Source organism: Mesorhizobium sp. M4B.F.Ca.ET.089.01.1.1, from assembly GCF_004022605.1.
In the GTDB taxonomy this organism is placed as follows: domain Bacteria; phylum Pseudomonadota; class Alphaproteobacteria; order Rhizobiales; family Rhizobiaceae; genus Mesorhizobium; species Mesorhizobium abyssinicae.
Window position 1 is genome coordinate 1 of the sequence record NZ_RZOS01000080.1, and the last position, 18,379, is coordinate 18,379.

At 65.1% G+C, this 18,379-nt stretch carries 20 protein-coding genes and 1 tRNA gene; 15 read left to right on the forward strand and 6 right to left on the reverse strand.

All coding sequences use genetic code 11. The annotated features are described in order from the left end of the window. Positions 1–254: hypothetical protein (locus tag EN780_RS10770; protein WP_128273623.1), on the reverse strand; the 254-nt coding region annotated here is incomplete at its 3' end. A gap of 123 nt (positions 255–377) precedes the next feature. Next, entirely contained in the window at positions 378–1,076 is a 699-nt protein-coding gene (locus EN780_RS10775; protein ID WP_245499923.1) for a hypothetical protein, read from the reverse strand. A gap of 371 nt (positions 1,077–1,447) precedes the next feature. Here EN780_RS10775 and EN780_RS10780 point away from each other — a divergent pair. The 3 genes from EN780_RS10780 (at position 1,448) to EN780_RS10790 (ending at position 4,480) form a co-directional block, all read left to right on the forward strand. After that, positions 1,448–1,537 (forward strand) — tRNA-Ser (locus EN780_RS10780). A 416-nt stretch (positions 1,538–1,953) separates the two neighbouring features. Beyond that, on the forward strand, positions 1,954–3,336 hold the full coding sequence (locus tag EN780_RS10785) for a glycosyl hydrolase (RefSeq protein WP_189556477.1): 1,383 nt from the start codon (positions 1,954–1,956) through the stop codon (positions 3,334–3,336). A 124-nt stretch (positions 3,337–3,460) separates the two neighbouring features. After that, positions 3,461–4,480: an LLM class flavin-dependent oxidoreductase gene (locus EN780_RS10790; protein ID WP_127283522.1), complete on the forward strand. Its 1,020-nt coding sequence runs from the start codon at positions 3,461–3,463 to the stop codon at positions 4,478–4,480. Between the two features lie 29 nt (positions 4,481–4,509). Here the strand turns inward: EN780_RS10790 and EN780_RS10795 are convergent, their stop codons facing one another. Beyond that, complete coding sequence (locus EN780_RS10795; RefSeq protein WP_128273627.1) at positions 4,510–4,947, reverse strand: CBS domain-containing protein; 438 nt, start codon at positions 4,945–4,947, stop codon at positions 4,510–4,512. Positions 4,948–5,153: 206 nt separating this feature from the next. Here EN780_RS10795 and EN780_RS10800 point away from each other — a divergent pair, with 206 nt between their 5' ends. Further along, positions 5,154–5,543 (forward strand): hypothetical protein, encoded by a 390-nt coding sequence (locus EN780_RS10800; RefSeq protein ID WP_245499924.1) that lies wholly within the window; start codon positions 5,154–5,156, stop codon positions 5,541–5,543. Between the two features lie 160 nt (positions 5,544–5,703). On the opposite strand, the gene EN780_RS10805 is transcribed toward EN780_RS10800, so the two are convergent. Next, positions 5,704–6,138: a hypothetical protein gene (locus EN780_RS10805; protein WP_128273646.1), complete on the reverse strand. Its 435-nt coding sequence runs from the start codon at positions 6,136–6,138 to the stop codon at positions 5,704–5,706. Positions 6,139–6,382: 244 nt separating this feature from the next. Between EN780_RS10805 and EN780_RS38785 the strand changes: the two genes are divergently transcribed. The 3 genes from EN780_RS38785 (at position 6,383) to EN780_RS10815 (ending at position 7,234) form a co-directional block, all read left to right on the forward strand. Then, on the forward strand, positions 6,383–6,556 hold the full coding sequence (locus EN780_RS38785) for a hypothetical protein (RefSeq protein WP_187331323.1): 174 nt from the start codon (positions 6,383–6,385) through the stop codon (positions 6,554–6,556). A 148-nt stretch (positions 6,557–6,704) separates the two neighbouring features. Further along, positions 6,705–6,935 (forward strand): hypothetical protein, encoded by a 231-nt coding sequence (locus EN780_RS10810; RefSeq protein ID WP_127391222.1) that lies wholly within the window; start codon positions 6,705–6,707, stop codon positions 6,933–6,935. Positions 6,936–7,045: 110 nt separating this feature from the next. Next, positions 7,046–7,234 (forward strand): DUF3606 domain-containing protein, encoded by a 189-nt coding sequence (locus EN780_RS10815; RefSeq protein ID WP_126058336.1) that lies wholly within the window; start codon positions 7,046–7,048, stop codon positions 7,232–7,234. Between the two features lie 21 nt (positions 7,235–7,255). On the opposite strand, the gene EN780_RS10820 is transcribed toward EN780_RS10815, so the two are convergent. After that, positions 7,256–7,741, reverse strand: coding sequence for a hypothetical protein (locus EN780_RS10820; RefSeq protein ID WP_128273629.1), 486 nt, complete (start codon positions 7,739–7,741; stop codon positions 7,256–7,258). A 190-nt stretch (positions 7,742–7,931) separates the two neighbouring features. On the opposite strand from EN780_RS10820, the gene EN780_RS10825 reads away from it, so the two are divergent. Both EN780_RS10825 and EN780_RS10830 read left to right on the forward strand, forming a co-directional pair. After that, on the forward strand, positions 7,932–8,297 hold the full coding sequence (locus EN780_RS10825) for a RidA family protein (RefSeq protein ID WP_128273631.1): 366 nt from the start codon (positions 7,932–7,934) through the stop codon (positions 8,295–8,297). Positions 8,298–8,319: 22 nt separating this feature from the next. Further along, the gene (locus tag EN780_RS10830) at positions 8,320–9,540 is read left to right on the forward strand and encodes an amidohydrolase/deacetylase family metallohydrolase (RefSeq protein WP_128273633.1); all 1,221 of its coding nucleotides are present in this window, start codon (positions 8,320–8,322) and stop codon (positions 9,538–9,540) included. Positions 9,541–9,759: 219 nt separating this feature from the next. Here the strand turns inward: EN780_RS10830 and EN780_RS10835 are convergent, their stop codons facing one another. Further along, entirely contained in the window at positions 9,760–11,547 is a 1,788-nt protein-coding gene (locus EN780_RS10835; protein WP_128273635.1) for an NAD(P)/FAD-dependent oxidoreductase, read from the reverse strand. Between the two features lie 430 nt (positions 11,548–11,977). On the opposite strand from EN780_RS10835, the gene EN780_RS10840 reads away from it, so the two are divergent. The 6 genes from EN780_RS10840 to EN780_RS10865 all read left to right on the forward strand — a co-directional run. Next, positions 11,978–12,067: a K(+)-transporting ATPase subunit F gene (locus tag EN780_RS10840; protein ID WP_126058331.1), complete on the forward strand. Its 90-nt coding sequence runs from the start codon at positions 11,978–11,980 to the stop codon at positions 12,065–12,067. 34 nt (positions 12,068–12,101) lie between these two features. After that, positions 12,102–13,805, forward strand: a complete 1,704-nt coding sequence (kdpA, locus tag EN780_RS10845; protein WP_128273637.1) for a potassium-transporting ATPase subunit KdpA — start codon at positions 12,102–12,104, stop codon at positions 13,803–13,805. Between the two features lie 25 nt (positions 13,806–13,830). After that, positions 13,831–14,040: a hypothetical protein gene (locus tag EN780_RS10850; protein ID WP_128273639.1), complete on the forward strand. Its 210-nt coding sequence runs from the start codon at positions 13,831–13,833 to the stop codon at positions 14,038–14,040. Further along, positions 14,037–16,130, forward strand: a complete 2,094-nt coding sequence (kdpB, locus tag EN780_RS10855; protein ID WP_128273640.1) for a potassium-transporting ATPase subunit KdpB — start codon at positions 14,037–14,039, stop codon at positions 16,128–16,130. Before EN780_RS10850 ends, kdpB begins: the two co-directional genes overlap by 4 nt. 11 nt (positions 16,131–16,141) lie before the next feature. Further along, positions 16,142–16,711 carry a potassium-transporting ATPase subunit KdpC gene (kdpC, locus tag EN780_RS10860; RefSeq protein ID WP_128273642.1) on the forward strand — a complete coding sequence of 190 codons (570 nt, stop codon included), beginning with the start codon at positions 16,142–16,144 and terminating at the stop codon, positions 16,709–16,711. Between the two features lie 72 nt (positions 16,712–16,783). Further along, positions 16,784–18,379, forward strand: a 1,596-nt coding sequence (locus tag EN780_RS10865; protein ID WP_133372597.1) for a sensor histidine kinase KdpD, incomplete at its 3' end; no start/stop codon positions are given.

Sequence of the window (18,379 nt, forward strand, 5' to 3'; positions counted from 1 at the left end):
ACAGCGAACACCGCGAAACCGGGCTGGGCGAGCACCCAGGCGATGACGCCATCCCACAGCAGCGGGCTGGCCTTGTCGCGCACGTAGGTCTCGAAGGCCGCGCGGGTGTCTGGCGATACCGCCAGCCAGCTCGTGTTGAGCGGCGTCATGACCAGCGCCGAGGCCGCCACCGAGCGCGTCGCGTCGACCACCGCCATGATCACCGAAACCGAAAGCGCGACCATCGCCGCGAGACGAAAGATGAAGCGTAGCATCGAGACCATTCTCCCTCGGGACGAGGTGCCAAGCCCATCGCGAGAGCCTGGGGCATCGTCCCTTCCCCGTCGCAGAGATAGAGCGTGCGCGCCTTGCCGGCAATCGCGACACGCGAATTTGAGCTATGCCGCCGGCTTGCGTTTGCGGTTGACGCGCCAGACCGCGAACAGCCCGCCGGCGATGGCGCCGGCGATCAGGCCGGCCAGCCCGATGAACACCGCGAAATAGCCGCAGGCGCCCTCGAAGCAGCTCATATCGGTGGCATCCGCGATCAGCGAGCCGGCGGCAAAGCCGGCGCAGGCGCCGATCGCCGCGCCAAGGATGATGCCGAGCAAGGCCGCGACCACGGAAACCAGCACCGACGGCCTTTCGGTTTCCGCATTGGCATAGACCGCATCGGCGCCGGCCCCGCGCCGCAGCAGATAGAGGCAAAGCGCGCCGATGGCGATCTCGCCCGCGGTGAAGACTAGGCTCCTCGCCGAGAAGACGAAGTCGGGCGTGAGCAGCACATAGGCCTGCCGCGCCAAGAGCCATAGGATGGTCGCGACCTGCCAGATGGCGAAATGGCGCGGGAAGCGCGCCGAGCGGTTGAAGGCGAGGCCGAGCAGGTAAAGGCCCCACAATATGGTGACGATGCCCGCGATCAGGCCGCCATAGATGAGGAAGAAGACGCTTTCCGGCAGGCTGGGTTCGCCGATCAGCCGCCATGTCGACATCAGGCCGTAGACCGACATGGCCATGACGATGACGAGCCACGCCACGGGCACGTAGGACAGCCCGCTATCCGGCCGCGCCGCCGGCTCCTGGTTGGTCGAAGTCATCTCCGGACTGAGCCCCCGCAAAGCCTTGTATCGACAAGGACAGCGGACGGATGGCGAAGTCAAGCAACGACAGGCTGTGGCACCCGGCCTGTGCACATCATTCGGCGCGCCGGGAGCCTGGCGAAGCCGCGGCCGGGGCCTCGCGAGCGATCCCTTATGCGGCAAAGCCGACAAAGCGCCATTATGGCTTGGCATTCGCTCCGGGATCGACTAGATGAGCCCCGCGCCTGCTGCTTCGACGCTGCAGGTGCGGGGAAAGAGTGCCCGCCGGTTGAGGGCGCTCGAGGTGCGGAAATACCGCCCGAAAATTCCCAAGGGACCGCATATCCCCAACCCGCGCGGCAAAACCGGCCGGCGCGCCATGCAAGGACGGAGAGGTGGCCGAGTGGTTGAAGGCGCACGCCTGGAAAGTGTGTTTACGGGAAACCGTAACGCGGGTTCGAATCCCGCTCTCTCCGCCATCACTGCAGCAGGCCACTAGAGCCCTGAAAATCAGACATTTGGTTCGCAACGCGGAGTGGACCGGCTGGCGCAAGGCGAAAGTGTGAAACCACCGCCTTGGACCGACGGCGTCATTTCTCCACCACCGGAATTGCCACTCCCCTCGTGGGCCGCTGCCACCTCGATCATCACCTCTTTGGCCGCCTCGCAAAGCCTGGCTGTCACGATGGCACCGCGGGCCGGTCACGCCCCCAAAAAGGATGACGGCCACCCGCACTTAGCCTTAATTGAGGAACTCCTGATGCGGCTGTAACTTCGCGGGCGCGGGACCTCCAGCACTGGCTGGTTCAAGCTTTAGGTCCGGCACCCGACTGCGGGTGTACCAGCGACGGCGGGAGCAGCGCACGCGCGCAGACCCTGCTCTTCCCGGAGAGGCTTGAAGTCCCAGGCGATGATCCTCCCTTCCAAAATGCTTCGCTCCCTCGTCGCCGGGTGTCTGGCGCTGGCTGTAGTGCTCATATCGCCTCACCATTCGCTTGCAGCGCCCAAGACCGCCGTTGCGACGAACGACTTTCTCAATAGCATCGGCGTTGTCAGCACATTCCCCGATCGAGGCCAGCCGTTGGCCAGGACGATCGAAATGGTCCGCTATTGCGGCTTTCGGTGGGTCAGGGCGGGAATAGAAGGTTTGAGCGACAAGGGTCCCACGACCATCCAGACCTTTCTTGATCTGCATCGTGAAACCGGCGCGCGTCTGAATTGGGGATTGGTCAGTGGTGGGACCGATGTGAAAAAGCTGGTCGAAACAGGCAGAGTGCTTGCTGAAGCCGGCGCGCTGCTCGCGTTCGAGGGCAACAACGAGCCGAACAACTGGGGTGTCACCTATCAGGGAGAGAGCGGCGGCGGTACGGCTTCGTGGATGGCCGTCGCAAAGCTTCAGCGCGATCTTTACCAGGCTGTCAAAAGTGATCCGGTGCTCGCGAAATATCCCGTCTGGTCGATATCGGAACCCGGCGCGCAGCGAGACAATGTCGGCCTTCAGTTCCTTACGATCCCGCCCGACGCCCAAACCCGGATGCCAGACGGCACGAAGTATGCCGACTACGCCAATTTGCACAACTACATCTATCACTCGCATTCGCCATATCCGGCGGACAACAAGACGTGGCACGCTGCGGATCCGACCGCCGCATCCAGAGTGGACGGGCTATTCGGCAATTTCGGCGTCACCTGGGGCAGAGGATTTCAGGGCTACACCCAGGAGCAACTCAATACGCTGCCGCGTGTCACGACCGAGACCGGGGTTGCGATCGGAGGTAGCGTCACCGAACAAATGCATGGCTTGAATTTGATGAGCATGTACCTCGCGCAGTTCAAGCGCGGCTACGCCTATACATCGGTCTATCTGTTGCGGGACCGTACCGACGAAGAGGGCAACCAATCCTTCGGCTTCTTCAAACCCGATTATTCACCCCGCAAGGCCGCGATCTATCTTCACAACCTTACGACGATTTTGGCGGACAAAGGTACCCTCGCCAAACCCGGCCAGCTCGACTTCACGATCGCGGACCAACCCGAGACCGTGCACGAGCTGCTCCTGCAACACAGCGACGGCACATTCCAACTTATCGTGTGGGACGAACGATTGAGCGGTCAGGACCATGTGACGCTCCAGTTTGGCGACACACGCGCGTCGGTGACAACCTACGATCCAACACTTGGCGTTGAGCCTGTCCAAACACTGAGCAACGTGCGTTCGCTCGAAATTACGCTCAGCGACCATCCGATCGTCATCGCGCTTTCACCCAGCATGCAATGATGGAGCCGTCTGTGTGAGCGTCACGCGCTTGCGAAGGAACCAGCGGCCACCTTGCGGCGATACCGCGTGAAACCCTATATGCGATTGCATCCCGCCCAATCCTCCACCCGCATCCGGTAATCCCATGAAGAAAATTGGCTTTCTGTCGTTCGGGCATTGGTCGCCGTCGCCGCAGTCGGGGACGCGCTCGGCGGCCGATGCGCTGCTGCAGTCGATCGACCTTGCGGTCGCCGCCGAGGAGCTGGGCGCCGATGGCGCCTATTTCCGCGTCCACCACTTTGCCCGCCAGCTCGCCTCGCCCTTCCCGCTGCTGGCCGCTGCCGGCGCCAAAACCAGCCGTATCGAGCTCGGCACCGCGGTCATCGACATGCGCTACGAGAACCCGCTCTACATGGTCGAGGACGCGGGCGCCGCCGACCTGATCGCCGGCGGCCGGCTGCAGCTCGGCATCAGCCGTGGCTCGCCGGAGCAGGTGATCGATGGCTGGCGTTATTTCGGCTATGTGCCCGAGGAGGGCAAGAGCGACGCCGACATGGCCCGCCGCCACGCCGAGGTCTTCCTCGAGGTGCTGCGCGGCCACGGCTTCGCCCAGCCCAATCCGCGGCCGATGTTCCCCAACCCGCCCGGCCTGCTGCGCCTGGAACCTTTGTCCGAGGGCCTGCGCGACAGGATCTGGTGGGGTGCGGCCACCAACGCCACGGCGGAATGGGCGGCCAAGCTTGGCATGAACCTGCAGAGCTCGACGCTGAAGTTCGACGAGGGCGGCCAGCCGCTGCATATCCAGCAGGCCGAGCAGATCCGCGCCTTCCGCAAGGCATGGGCCGAGGCCGGCCATAGCCGCGAGCCGCGCGTCTCGGTCAGCCGCAGCATCTTCGCGCTGGTCAACGACATGGACCGCGCCTATTTCGGCAACAGCGAGGGCGAGGATCATTTCGGCTATATCGAGCCCGAAAAGCGCGCCGTCTTCGGCCGCACCTATGCCGCCGAGCCGGACGTGCTCATCGAACAACTAAAAGCGGACGAGGCGATCGCCGAGGCCGACACGCTGCTTCTCACCGTGCCCAACCAGCTCGGCGTCGCCTACAATGCGCATGTGATCGAGGCGATCCTCAAATTCGTCGCGCCAGCCCTCGGCTGGCGCTGAGGGCTCGCTGGACGCGCTGGCGTGATCCGTCAGTGCGCGGTCTGCGAATGCTCGCCGCCCGGCTGTGAAATGCCGCCAAGCGCCTCGCCGGCCCATGCCGCGTTGCTGCTGGTGGCGAGGTCGCCGAGCGAAATGATGCCGACCAGCCGGTGGTCGCGGCTGAGGACCGGCATCCGCCGAAGCTTCAGGTCACCCATGTTGCGCAGGATGTCGTCCACTTCCTGGTCGTCGAAGCAATATTTCACCTCCGCGCTCATCACCTCCCTGATCTTCGTATCCGGGCCTTTGCCTTCCGCGACGCCGCGTACGGCAATGTCGCGATCGGTGATCATCCCGACCAGCCGGTCATTCTCGCCGACGGGCAAGACACCGGCGTCGAGATCGGCCATGGCCCGAGCCGCGCCCCGCAAGGTCTGGTCGGGACTGGCGACCCGAACGGCCTGCGTCATGCAATCCCTGATTTTCATGGTTCTCTCCTCACGTTGCAGCGCCCCTCGCCGATGGGGTGATCTGGAAAAATGAACGCCTGTCCGAAACGTTCCATCGCGGCCTGATGACGCCGCCGGGGCGGCGGCCCCGCTCTGGTGCCTTCCTCATTCGGGAACCATCGGTCCGCGGATTGGTTGTGTCGCAAGGACACCACCCCAAAAGAACGGAAGGAAAGACGATGCGGATGTTGACGGCGATCGTCGCGCTCTCTGCGCTCGCCCTGTCCCAGCCGGCCTCGGCGCAACTTGCCGACCCGCAGCTTCCCCAGAACCTGCCCCCGACCCAGCAGCCGCTGCCGGATCAGCCGGCGCCCGACCAGAACCTCTCCGGACAGAATTTCACCAACATCGCCCTCGTCGCGGTGGAGGACCTGCCGGCGGAACTCAAGCAGCAGGCGGAAGCCGTGATCACCGAGACCAGCGCCGACGAGCTGCTGGAGCTGCAGCGTTCCGTCGATGCCTCGCCGCAGGCATTGTCGGTGTTGCAGGCCAACGGGCTCAACTCCTCGCAAGTCGTCGCGGCCAACATCGACGGCGACGGCACGCTGACGCTGATCATCCAGACAACGACTTGACTGTCGCGCCGGGCGACGGACCCGATCGTCGCTCGCTTGGCTACAAGGGCGCCCGGCCGCGCAGGACCCTTACGGTCTGAACCTCGCTCCATCCACGATGAAAGCGCTCCGGTTCGAGGTCGAACCGGAGCAGCTTCAAGTCGGCGGCCTCACCACCCTGTCAGTGGATGAACAAGGCTCTCAGCCAGGCGAAGACGCCCGATCCGGGAGAGATTGCCGCGCGCACGCGGGAGGCAGTCCATCTGGCCGGCAACGACGCGCCGACATGGCAATGGCAGACGATCTCGTGCAGCTGCCAGTCGCTCAGCTCGAAGAAGCGCCTGCCTTCGCCGTAGGTGTCATCGGCCAGGCCTTGCGCGCGAAAGATCGGATCCTCGAAGGCGACATCGATCGGAGATCCGGCGCAGCGCATTTTGTCACGCAGGTCGGGCGCCGTGTACTCGGTGCCAGTGAGCGCCACGAGGCGCCGATCGAGATTTTGTTCCAGTAGTTTCGCCCAGCGTTCGAGGCGTTGGGCTCGGGTTGCGAAGAGAGACGTTGCTTCGGCATGAACGTCGGCAACGGCATTGAGTTGGTCCACGGTTTGGTGTTTCACGGCCGCCTCCTGTTTCAGCAGATGACCCAACCCCTGAAATGGAATTATGGCGCCGCCGATGGTCGGCAAGACCCGGAACGGGCCGCGTCGTGAATCATTTTCGGGGGCGGCGTGACCGCATGCCGCGGCCGGCGCGCAGAGGTCAGTCGGAACCATGCGCGGGGCGCAGCCGTTCTGCCCGCATCACCCGAACGTCGAGCCTGAACGAACGCGCCTGAGACACCGAGCGCAGGGACAACACACGATGGCAATTCTTCCCAATCCCGATCCCACGCCCACTCCGATGCCAACGCCGCCGCCGCTTCCCGAACCGGAGCCGATGCGCGAGCCGGAGCCGGAGCGGCTTCCGGACGAAGACCCGGTTCCCAACCCGGACGAAAACGACGCGCCACCCAAGCACACCATCGGTTGCTCGTGACAGCGGCCTAGTTGCGGATCATCGAGGACAGGGGAGGCAATGGCGGCAGGCTGTCGCCAGTGACACTGGTCGGACCACCATTTCGCTGGCGCCGGCCGGCCTTTGGCGTATCATTGTCCGTGTGAGGGTTCATGGCAGGAGGAGGCCAATGACCATCGTGCCAAAAGTGGCAGCCATCGACCCGACGGCAGAAGAACTTGTTTCCTCTGCGCTTTCGAGATTCCGCGCCGGCGATACCGTATCGACCCGGGCGGCGATCGACGCCATCCGTCGCATCGGTCCGGCTTGCGACGACAGCGACGACCATCTGGTCGAGCTGATCGTGATGGCGGCAATTGGTAAGACCATGGGCGTGGTTTTCGACCACCGGACACACTAAGGCCCGAGCCTGCTTGCTCCTTGCGCATCCGTGCGCTCGCGTTGAATCCCAGGGTCCGGGAACCCCACCGGACCCTCTTCGTTATCTCGTGTTGAACGAGGAACGCAGTCATGGCCGACGACAAGACGAAGACCGACAACCGCGACCGTTCGCAAGTGGCCGGCGACGAGGACTACGAGGTCAGGCATTTCGCCGAGGAAGCCGGCATCACGCCGGAACAGGCCCGCACGCTCATCAAGCGGCACGGCACTGATCGCAAGGTGCTGCACGAAATCGCCGAGAGCATCAAAGGGCAGTAGGCCGAAGGCTTCAGCTGAAGCCTAGCTTCCCAGCGGATGCGGCATGTAGCCGACAAAACCCGTTATCTTCCAGCGGCCGCCCGCCTTCGAGCAGAAATAGAGCGTCTGCCACTTGAGCCTGTCGACGCTGCCGTCCGCCTTGGTGACCGAACCGTTGAACTTCTTGTGCAGCACCGCGCGATCGCCGTCGACATCGATGTCGCGCATGTTGGTGACGCGAAACAGCGCCTCGCGCAGCGGCTCGGCGAATTCCGTCGCCGCGGTCTCCTTCGCCTGGCGCAGCCATTCGTCGCGATAGGCGACAAGCGTCGGAAACTGCAGCCGCCAGGCGTCCGCGTCGTTGAGGAAATGCGCATGCATGCCGAAGAAACTTTCGGCGACGAAATCGTCCTCGACCATCGACCAGTCCTGCGAGAGAAAGGCATCGATGTCGCGCCGCACCAGCATTTCCCACAGCGCGTGGCGATCGGCGTCGCCCGCCGGAAACGGGTTCTTGTCGAAGGTCATTTTTCTCTCTCCTGGGTCGCGGCCGGCATGGCGGCGCAAGATGCTGGCCTCCCTGTAAGAAAGCAACATCCATCGCTAAGAATGTTGCTTTCCAACAGCGGGCACTAGGAGGATCGCGTCGATAGGGGTAGAGGGTCGGCAGCGGCGGGACCAGCAACCGTCCTGCCATGTCTGAACAGGAGGCTATTCCTTGCCCAAGCAATGTTTCGGAACGTCCCATGTGCCGCTTTCGCCAGCCGTCCGCGCCGGCGATTTCGTCTATGTCTCGGGCCAGGTGCCGGTCGGCAGCGACGGCATGGTGGTCAAGGGTGGCATCGTCGAGCAGACCGAGCAGGTGCTTCAGAACATCAAGGCGGGCCTGGCGCTTGCCGGCTGCACCATGGACGATGTCGTCAAGACGACCGTGTGGCTGGAGGACGCGCGCGACTTCGGCACCTTCAACACCGTCTATGCCAGGCATTTCCCCAAGGATCCGCCGGCCCGCACCACGGTCGAGTCGCGACTGATGATCGACATCAAGCTCGAGGTCGAGGCGGTCGCCTACCGACCGCTCTGATAGACAAGCAAGAGGCCAGCCGATGCAATTCGATCTCCTGATTAAGGGCGGCCGTGTCATCGATCCCGCTTCCGGGCTCGATGCGCCGCGCGACCTTGCCATCGCCGATGGCCATGTCGCCGCGATCGAGGCCGCCATCGATGCCGAGCACGCAACGCAGGTCATCGATGCGCGGGATTGCCTCGTCACGCCGGGACTGATCGACCTGCACAGCCACGTCTATTGGGGCGGCACCTCGCTCGGTGTCGACGCCGACCGGCTGGCGAAGAGCGGCACCACCACCTTCATCGACGCCGGCAGCGCCGGCGCCGGCAATTTCCTCGGCTTCCGCCGTCACGTCATCGAGCGCTCGAGGGTCCGCATCCTCGCCTACGTCAACATCTCCTTCGCCGGCATCTTCGGCTTCGCGCAGACGGTCTCCGTCGGCGAGTGCAGCGATCTGCGGCTCTGCGAGCCACGCGAGACGGTGGCCGCGGTGCGCGAGCACGCCGATGTCGTCGTCGGCGTCAAGGTCCGCTCCGGCAAGCATGCCGGCGGCACCAGCGGCATCGCCCCGGTCGACCTGGCGCTGGAAGCGGCCGATCAGGCCGGCCTGCCGTTGATGGCGCATATTGACGAGCCGCCGCCCGGCCGCTCCGAAGTGCTGCCTCGGCTGCGCCGGGGCGACATCCTCACCCACTGCTTCCGCCCATTTCCCAACGCGCCGGTGTTCGCCTCGGGCGCGGTGCGCCCGGACATGCGGCTGGCGCGCGAGCGCGGCGTCATCTTCGACATCGGCCACGGAATGGGCTCCTTCGACTTCGAAGTCGCGAAGGCGATGCTCGGCGAGGGACTTGCGCCTGACGTCATCTCGAGCGACGTGCATCTCTACTGCGTCGACGGCCCCGCCTTCGACATCCTCGTCTGCATGTCGAAGCTGATGGCGCTCGGCATGCCGCTGGTCGAGGTTCTGCGCGCAGCGACGCAGCGGCCGGGCGAGGCAATCGCCAGGCCGGCGCTTGGCACGCTCAAGGTCGGCGGCATCGGCGACGTCGCGGTTCTGCGACAGCAAGCGGGCCGCTTCACCTTCGTCGACGCGGTCGGCGCCGCGCTGGTCGCCGATCAGCGGCTGGTCTCAGAAGGCATCGTCATCGGCGGCACCTGGTGGCCGAACGACGCCGGCGACCCCAATGAGACCGAACGCTTCGAGCCGCATGCGCATCACACTCATGTCGAGGTTGCAGCCAGGCATTTTGGAAAGTGATTGGCCAATCTCCCCCCACGTGAGGGGAGATGCCCAGGTTGCGGTGGCGGCACGTTTGGCGAATGGCTTCCCCCACTCCGTCGCTGCTTCGCAGCGCCACCTCTCCCCCCTCCGGAGGGAGAGGAAGGGCGCGCCAGGGTTGGCGAATTCGCGCCTTTCCTCTCCCCCGTCGATCGGGGGAGAGGTGGCGAGCGAAGCTCGACGGAGTGGGGGTCGACCTTACCCGGCGTTGTTCGGCTCGCCATAAACCGGCGTCTCAATCCCCTCCATCCGCGCCTTGATCTGCATCGCCACGAACTTCGAATAAAACCGCGACAGCGCGAGATTGCCGCCGTGGAACCATAGCGCCTCCTGCGCCGTCGGCTTCCACATGTTGCGCAACTCGCCCTGCCAGGGTCCGGGGTCGCCCTTGACGCCGGAGCCCAGGCCCCAGCACGGACCGACCTTGTCGGCGACCTCGCGCGAAACGATCTGCGCCACCGTCTCGTTCATCGATTGGAAGCCGGTGCTGCAGACGATTGCATCGACGGCAAGCTCGCTGCCGTCCTCGAACAGAATGCCGCTCGGTGTCAGCGACTTGATGCCGACGCCGCTCTTGACCGCGATCTCGCCGTTCAGGATCAACTCGCAGGCGCCGACATCGATGTAGAAGCCGGAGCCGGTGCGATAGGCCTTCATCAGCAGGCCGGTCTCGTCCTCGCCGAAATCGATGGCGAAGCCGCTGTCGCTCAGTCGCTTGTAGAAGTCCGCGTCGCGTTTCCGGATGACGTCGTACAGCGCCCGCTGGCCCTTGGGCACCAGCGCGAACGGCGTCGAGGCGACGATCATGTCGGCCTTGTCGGTGGTCATGCCGCGCGCCAGTGCCTTCTCGGAAAAAATCTCGAAGCCGACCTCCATCAGCGTGTCGGACTTCACCACCGTGGTCGGCGAGCGCTGGACCATGGTCACCTTGGCGCCGCTTTCCCAGAGGTCGACACTGACGTCATGGCCGGAGCTTGCTGCACCGATGACCGCGACCCGCTTGCCGCGGAACTTCTCGCCACTGGCATACAGGCTGGAATGCAGGATCTCGCCCTTGAAGGCCTCGGCGCCGGGCAGGTCGATCCGCCGCGGCGGCCCGTAGGCGCCGGTGGCGAAGACGATGTGCTTCGGCTTCAGCGTGATGCGCTGGCCGACGCGGTCGACGACGACCGTCCAGACCTGTTCGGCCTCGTCATAGGCGGCGCTGACGCATTTGGTGGCGACCCAGTAGTTGAGCTCCATCACCCGGGCATACATTTCCAGCCAGTCGCCCATCTTGTCCTTGGGCGTGAACACCGGCCAGTTCTCCGGGAACGGAATGTAAGGCAGATGGTCGTACCAGACCGGGTCGTGCAGCACGAGCGACCGGTAGCGGTTGCGCCAGGAATCGCCTGCGCGCGCATTCTTCTCGATGATGAGCGCGGGAACGCCGAGCTGCCTCAGCCTTGCGCCCAGCATGATGCCGCCCTGGCCGCCGCCGATGACAAGGCAATAGGGCTGCTCCCTGACACCGAGGTCGCGTGCCTCGCGTGCCCGCGCCTCCGCCCAGGTCTCGCGATCGGGATCGGCCTTGTGGCGGATGCCGAGCGGACGCGCCGGACCCTTTTGCTCCTCGAACCCCTTGAGCTCGCTCATCGCCGTGAACAGGCTCCGGCAGCGACCGTCCTTGAGGCGCAGGATCCCCTCGCCCCTGGCAACGACCGTCTCGAAGCTGAACCAGGCCTCGATGATGCCATCGTCGACGCTCGCTTCGCCGGTGAGGTACCACCGCGACGGCCGTGCCGTCGCGAGCGTCGCCACCAGCATGTCGCGGATCGCCGCCCGACCCTCCATGGTCTTGATGTTCCATGTGAAGGTGAGCAGGTCGCGCCAGTAGCAGTCCTCGACGAAAAGATTGGCCACCGCCTCGATGTCGCCGGCTTCGAGCGCGCGGGCGAAGGAACCGAGCCAGGTGGCCGCCTGCTGAGATGGTGCGATGTCGAGCATTTCTATCCTTCCTCGGAGTATCGACCGGGCGTCGCCAAGCCTGGGAGCCGCGCAGAATGTGTCTCGAGACTATTGATAATCCGGTGGGGCCAGCCTGCAAGTGCCCCTCGGGACAGTGAGAGGTGACGCCGGTCCGGCGGTCCGAAATCTTTATGGGATTCCTATTTCTTTCCTGTCCGCTCCGTCTCGAACCTTTATGGCCTTCCGATCCATATTCCCGGGGGCAAGCACCCCGTAACGGCTGCAGCATTGCAGTCGCGGCGGTGTCTCGTGCCGCTCTGACCCTGCCGACCGCGAGCAGGCCGAAGCCAACCGGAAATAAGGACCACGCGCGATGGACGTCATCGTTATCGGGATAGGCGTTTTGTTCTTCGCCCTATCCTTCGCCTACATCAAAGCCTGCGACATTCTCTGAGCGAAAGGCCCGAAAATGCTTCTCGACTATTTCCTCGGGGGTGGCGTGACCTTGTTCCTGCTCGTCTACCTGACATACGCCCTCGTTCGCCCGGAACGCTTCTGACCGCATCTGGCGCAAGGCACGGAAAGCTCTTCTCATGACTCTCAACGGTTGGATACAGATCCTCGTCTATTGCGGGATCGTGGTTTTGCTGGTGAAGCCGCTCGGCGGCTACATGTACCGGGTCTTCAACGGCGAACGCACCTTGCTGTCGCCGGTCTTCGGCCCGATCGAACGCGGGCTCTATCGCATTTCGGGGACCAGCGAGCGCGAGGAGCAGCACTGGACCACCTATGCGGCCGGCATCATGGTCTTCAGCCTGGCGAGCTTCCTGCTGCTCTATGCCCTTCAGCGGCTGCAGGGCGTGCTGCCCTACAACCCCGCTGGGATGACCGCCGTCGAGCAAAACCTCGCCTTCAACACCGCCGCCAGCTTCGTCACCAACACCAACTGGCAGAACTATGGCGGCGAAAGCACCATGTCCTACCTGGTGCAGATGGCCGGCCTTACCGTGCAGAACTTCGTCTCGGCGGCCGTCGGTATTGCCATCGCGGTCGCCCTGATCCGCGGCTTCGCCCGCGCCTCGTCGAAGTCGATCGGTAATTTCTGGGTCGATGTGACCCGCTGCACGCTCTACATCCTGCTGCCGCTCTGCGTCCCGCTCACCCTCGTCTATGTTTGGCTGGGCATGCCGCAGACGCTTGGCCCCTATGTCGACGCCACCACGCTCGAGGGCGCCAGGCAGACGCTCGCCCTCGGCCCTGTCGCCTCGCAGGTCGCCATCAAGATGCTCGGCACCAATGGCGGCGGCTTCTTCAACGCCAACGCCGCGCATCCCTTCGAGAACCCCGACGCGATCTCCAACCTGATCCAGATGGTGACGATTTTCGCGCTGGGCGCGGCGCTCACCAACGTCATCGGCCGCATGGTCGGCAACCAGCGCCAGGGCTGGGCGATCCTCGCCGCCATGGGCGTGCTGTTCGTCGCCGGCGTCGCCGTCTGCTACTGGGCAGAAGCATCTGGCAATCCGCTGGTCCATGCGCTCGGCATCGATGGCGGCAACATGGAAGGCAAGGAGACGCGCTTCGGCATCGCGGCGTCGGCGCTGTTTGCCGTCATCACCACGGCCGCCTCCTGCGGCGCGGTCAACGCCATGCATGACTCCTTCACCGCCATTGGCGGCCTGGTCCCGATCCTCAACATGCAGCTCGGCGAGGTCATCGTCGGCGGCGTCGGCGCCGGCTTCTACGGCATCCTGATGTTCATCGTCGTCACCGTCTTCGTCGCCGGCCTGATGGTCGGTCGCACGCCCGAATATCTTGGCAAGAAGATCGAGGCCAAGGAGGTCAAGATGGCGATGCTCGCCATCCTCTGCCTGCCGCTGGCGATGCTGATCTTCACGGCCATCGCAGTCGTCCTGCCGAGCGCCGTCGCCTCGATGGGCAATGGCGGTCCGCACGGCTTCTCCGAGGTCCTCTACGCCTACACGTCCGCCGCTGCCAACAACGGCTCGGCCTTTGGCGGCCTCACCGGCAACACGCCCTGGTACAACATCACGCTCGGCATCGGCATGCTGATGGGCCGCTTCCTGGTCATCATCCCGGCGCTGGCCATCGCCGGCTCGCTGGTGGCGAAGAAGACGGTGCCCGCCTCGGCCGGCACCTTCCCCACCGACGGCCCGCTGTTCGTCGGTCTGCTGGTCGGCGTCATCCTGATCGTCGTTGGCCTCACCTTCTTCCCGGCGCTGGCGATCGGACCGATCGTCGAGCACCTGGCGATGATCCACGGGCAGACTTTCTGAGCCCGCGCCACCCTGGATAGAGGTCATGTCCTGGCTCAATTTCATGCGTCGCAAGGCTCGGCCCCGAGCTGACAATGAGGGGGAGGCAACTCCCCCTCCCTTCCCGACCATATCCACCTTCCTCGGCCTGGCAGTGGTCATGATCGTGATCTGGCTGCTGGTCTACGGGCCGCCCTTTTCGGTACCCGACCGCTCGGCGTCGTCCAACACCATCGATACTGGAGCCTCAAAATGAGCCAGTCCAAATCCGCCAGCATCATCGATGCCCGCATCCTGTGGCCCGCCATCGGCGGCGCCTTCAGGAAGCTCGACCCGCGCACGCTGGTCAAGAACCCGGTGATGTTCGTCGTCGCCGTGGTCTCGCTGCTCACCACCGTGCTGTTCGTCAGGGACCTGCTCACCGGCGGCGGCGATCGCGGCTTCACACTGCAGATCATCATCTGGCTGTGGTTCACCGTGCTGTTCGCCAACTTCGCCGAAGCCGTCGCCGAAGGCCGCGGCAAGGCGCAGGCCGACTCGCTGCGCAAGGCGCGCACCGAGACCCAGGCCAAGCTGCTCGCCGGAGAGGACCGCGCCAGGTTCAAGCTGGTGCCCGGCACCAGCCTGAAGGTCGGCGACGTCGTGCTGGTCGAGGCCGGCGACATCATCCCCTCCGACGGCGAGGTGATCGAAGGCGTCGCCTCCGTGAACGAAGCGGCGATCACCGGCGAATCCGCACCGGTCATCCGCGAATCCGGCGGAGACCGCTCGGCCGTCACCGGCGGCACGCAGGTGCTGTCGGACTGGATCCGCGTGCGCATCACCGCAGCCTCCGGCCACACCTTCCTCGACCGCATGATCTCGCTGGTCGAGGGTGCTGCGCGCCAGAAGACGCCGAACGAGATCGCGCTCAACATCCTGCTCGTCGGCATGACGCTGATCTTCGTGCTGGCCACCGCCACCATCCCGAGCTTCGCCTCCTATTCGGGTGGCTACATCTCGGTGACGGTGCTGGTCGCGCTCTTCGTGACGCTGATCCCGACGACGATCGGCGCGCTGCTGTCGGCCATCGGAATCGCCGGCATGGACCGCCTGGTGCGCTTCAACGTGCTGGCCATGTCCGGCCGCGCCGTCGAGGCCGCCGGCGACGTCGACACGCTGCTGCTCGACAAGACCGGCACCATCACCCTCGGCAACCGCCAGGCGACGGAGTTCCGTCCGGTCAAGGGCGTCACCGAGCAGGAGCTGGCCGACGCCGCGCAGCTCGCCTCGCTGGCCGACGAGACGCCGGAGGGCCGCTCGATCGTCGTGCTGGCCAAGGAGAAATACGCCATCCGCGCCCGCGACATGGCGACATTGCACGCGACCTTCGTGCCGTTCACCGCGCAGACCCGCATGAGCGGCGTCGACGTCGACGGCTCGTCGGTGCGCAAGGGCGCCGTCGATTCCGTGCTCGCCCATGTCAACCAGCTGACATCAGCCAGCCATGCGACGCGGCCGGGCACTGAAACGATCCGGGATCTGCAGGCGATCGCCGACGAGGTCGCCAAGTCCGGCGGCACGCCGCTGGCGGTCGAGCGCGACGGGCGCCTGCTCGGCATCGTCCACCTGAAGGACATCGTCAAGGGCGGCATCCGCGAGCGTTTTGCCGAACTGCGCAAGATGGGCATCCGCACCGTGATGATCACCGGCGACAACCCGATGACTGCGGCGGCGATCGCGGCGGAGGCAGGCGTCGACGACTTCCTCGCCCAGGCGACGCCCGAGGACAAGCTGAAGCTGATCCGCGACGAGCAGGGCAAGGGCAAGCTGGTCGCCATGTGCGGCGACGGCACCAACGACGCGCCGGCACTCGCCCAGGCCGATGTCGGCGTCGCCATGAACACCGGCACGGTGGCCGCGCGCGAAGCGGGCAACATGGTGGACCTGGATTCCGACCCGACCAAGCTGATCGAGATCGTCGAGATCGGCAAGGCGCTGCTGATGACGCGCGGCTCGCTGACCACCTTCTCGATCGCCAACGACGTCGCAAAATACTTCGCCATCATCCCGGCGATGTTCGCCGTCTTCTATGTCGCGCCGGGCCAGACCGCCGGCCCGCTGCAGGCGCTGAACATCATGCATCTGGCGACGCCGCAGAGCGCCATCCTGTCGGCCATCATCTTCAACGCGCTGATCATCATCGCCCTGATCCCGCTGTCGTTGAGGGGCGTCAAATACCGCGCCATCGGCGCCGGCGCGCTGCTCAGCCGCAATCTCCTCGTCTACGGCCTTGGCGGCGTCATCGTCCCCTTCGTCGGCATCAAGGCGATCGACATGGCCGTCACCGCGCTCGGCCTCGCATAAGGACCATCCCCATGCTCAAGCAAATCAGACCCGCGATCGTCATGATCGTCTTCTTCACAGTCCTCACCGGCCTGATCTACCCGATCGGCATGACCGGGATCGCCCAGGTGCTGTTTCCGCGCCAGGCCAATGGCAGCCTGATCGCGAAGGACGGCAAGGTCATCGGCTCCGAACTGATCGGCCAGGCCTTTGCCAGCGACCGCTATTTCCACGGCCGCCCCTCCGCCGCCGGCGACGGCTACAATGCCGCCGCCTCCGGCGGCTCCAACCTCGGCCCGACCAACCCCAAGCTGATCGACCGCATCAAGGGCGATGCGGACAGCCTGAAGGCGGAAAATCCGGGCCAGCCGGTGCCGATGGATCTGGTGACGACCTCCGGCAGCGGCCTCGATCCGCACATCAGCCCCGAGGCCGCCTATTTCCAGGTTGCCCGCGTCGCCAGGGCAAGGGAGATCAGCGAAGCCAAGCTCAAGGCGCTTGTCGAAAGCCATGTCGAGGACCGCGAGCTCGGCGTCTTCGGCGAGCCGGTCGTCAACGTGCTGGCGCTCAACCTCGCTCTGGACGACGCCACGAAACCGTGAATGGCGGCGCCAGGGATCGACAGCATACCCGGCGCCATCCATGTTTAGGATTGGAGCCAGAGCCAGGATCAGATGCCGGACGACAGAAGCAACGAAACCAGACCCTCTCCCGACGCGCTGCTCGAGCAGGCGGAACGGGAGGAGCGCGGCCGCCTGCGGATTTTCCTCGGCGCCGCGCCAGGCGTCGGCAAGACCTACGAGATGCTGATGGCCGGACGCGCCCGGCTGGCCGACGGCGTGGACGTGGTGATCGGCATCGTCGAGACACACGGCCGCAAGGAGACCCAGGCACTGCTCGAAGGCTATGAGTTGATTCCGCGCCGCCAGGTCGACTACAAGGGGCGCGTCCTCGACGAGATGGACATCGACGCCATCCTTGTCCGCCGCCCGGCCCTGGTACTCGTCGACGAGCTCGCCCACACCAACGCTCCCGGCAGCCGCCATCCCAAGCGCTATCTCGACGTCCAGGAGATCCTGACGCACGGCATCGACGTCTACACCACGCTCAACATCCAGCATGTCGAAAGCCTGAACGATGTCGTGGCGCAGATCACCCGCGTCAGGGTGCGCGAGACGGTCCCGGATTCCGTTATCGACCAGGCCGACGACATCGAGATCATCGACCTCACGCCAGACGACCTGATCAAGCGGCTGGAGGAAGGCAAGGTCTATTTCCCCAACACCGCCCAGCGCGCCATCGAGAACTATTTCTCGCCGGGCAATCTGACGGCGCTACGCGAGCTGGCGCTGCGCCGCACCGCCCAGCGCGTCGACGAGCAATTGCTGAACCACATGCAGTCGCACGCCATCCCGGGGCCGTGGGCGGCGGGCGAAAGGGTGCTCGTCTGCGTCGACGCGCGCCCTGGCGGCGCTGCCCGCATCCGCTATGCGCGCCGGCTGGCCGACCGGCTTCGCGCCCCCTGGACGGCGCTGCATGTCGACACGCCGCGCTCGGCCGGCATGAGCGAAGACCACAAGGACCGGCTGGCGGCGAACCTGCGCCTTGCCGAGCAGCTCGGCGCCGAGGTCACCACCATTCCGGGCCAGTACGTCGCGCAGGACATCGTTCGCCATGCCAAGGCGAACAACTTCACCCATATCGTCATCGGCAGGCCGACCCGCTCGCGCTGGCGGGAATTGATCGAGGGCTCGCTCACCTACGATCTCATCCGCGATGCTGGCGACATCAGCGTCCACGTCATTTCGGGAACGGAGCAGGCCAGCGAGGCGGTGCCGAAGACTGTCGGCACGGCAGCCGAGCAGAAGCCCTTCGAGATCTGGCCCTATCTGTTTGCCACGGCCTATGTCGCCGGCTCGCTCGCCTTCGGCGCGGTCCTCGACCAGTTTCTCGACGTCCGCAATCTCGCCATCGTCTTTCTCGTAGCGGTGCTTGCATCGGCCGTGACCGGCGGGCTCTGGCCGGCACTCTACGCCTGCCTGGTTAGCGCGCTCGCCTTCAACTATTTCTTCCTCGAACCGCGCTACACGCTGACGATCCGGGATCCCGAGAGCATTGTCGCGCTTGCCATCTTCCTCGTCGTCGCCGTCATCGCCAGCAACCTGACCGCGCGCGTGCAGCGCCAGGCGATCGCCGCCCGCTCGCGGGCGCGCGCCACGGAGGACCTCTATCAGTTTTCACGGAAGCTCGCCGGCGCCGGCACGCTGGAC

Excerpts from the sequence above, each read along its gene's own strand:
- EN780_RS10815 (WP_126058336.1), top strand. The coding sequence starts at position 7,046 with ATGGCCGACGACAAGACGAAGACCGACAACCGCGACCGTTCGCAAGTG.
- EN780_RS10835 (WP_128273635.1), bottom strand. The coding sequence starts at position 11,547 with ATGCTCGACATCGCACCATCTCAGCAGGCGGCCACCTGGCTCGGTTCC.
- EN780_RS10820 (WP_128273629.1), bottom strand. The coding sequence starts at position 7,741 with ATGACCTTCGACAAGAACCCGTTTCCGGCGGGCGACGCCGATCGCCAC.
- EN780_RS10775 (WP_245499923.1), bottom strand. The coding sequence starts at position 1,076 with ATGACTTCGACCAACCAGGAGCCGGCGGCGCGGCCGGATAGCGGGCTG.
- EN780_RS10850 (WP_128273639.1), top strand. The coding sequence starts at position 13,831 with ATGTCCTGGCTCAATTTCATGCGTCGCAAGGCTCGGCCCCGAGCTGAC.
- EN780_RS10790 (WP_127283522.1), top strand. The coding sequence starts at position 3,461 with ATGAAGAAAATTGGCTTTCTGTCGTTCGGGCATTGGTCGCCGTCGCCG.
- kdpB (WP_128273640.1), top strand. The coding sequence starts at position 14,037 with ATGAGCCAGTCCAAATCCGCCAGCATCATCGATGCCCGCATCCTGTGG.
- EN780_RS38785 (WP_187331323.1), top strand. The coding sequence starts at position 6,383 with ATGGCAATTCTTCCCAATCCCGATCCCACGCCCACTCCGATGCCAACG.
- kdpC (WP_128273642.1), top strand. The coding sequence starts at position 16,142 with ATGCTCAAGCAAATCAGACCCGCGATCGTCATGATCGTCTTCTTCACA.
- EN780_RS10810 (WP_127391222.1), top strand. The coding sequence starts at position 6,705 with ATGACCATCGTGCCAAAAGTGGCAGCCATCGACCCGACGGCAGAAGAA.
- EN780_RS10830 (WP_128273633.1), top strand. The coding sequence starts at position 8,320 with ATGCAATTCGATCTCCTGATTAAGGGCGGCCGTGTCATCGATCCCGCT.
- EN780_RS10800 (WP_245499924.1), top strand. The coding sequence starts at position 5,154 with ATGTTGACGGCGATCGTCGCGCTCTCTGCGCTCGCCCTGTCCCAGCCG.
- EN780_RS10795 (WP_128273627.1), bottom strand. The coding sequence starts at position 4,947 with ATGAAAATCAGGGATTGCATGACGCAGGCCGTTCGGGTCGCCAGTCCC.
- kdpA (WP_128273637.1), top strand. The coding sequence starts at position 12,102 with ATGACTCTCAACGGTTGGATACAGATCCTCGTCTATTGCGGGATCGTG.
- EN780_RS10840 (WP_126058331.1), top strand. The coding sequence starts at position 11,978 with ATGCTTCTCGACTATTTCCTCGGGGGTGGCGTGACCTTGTTCCTGCTC.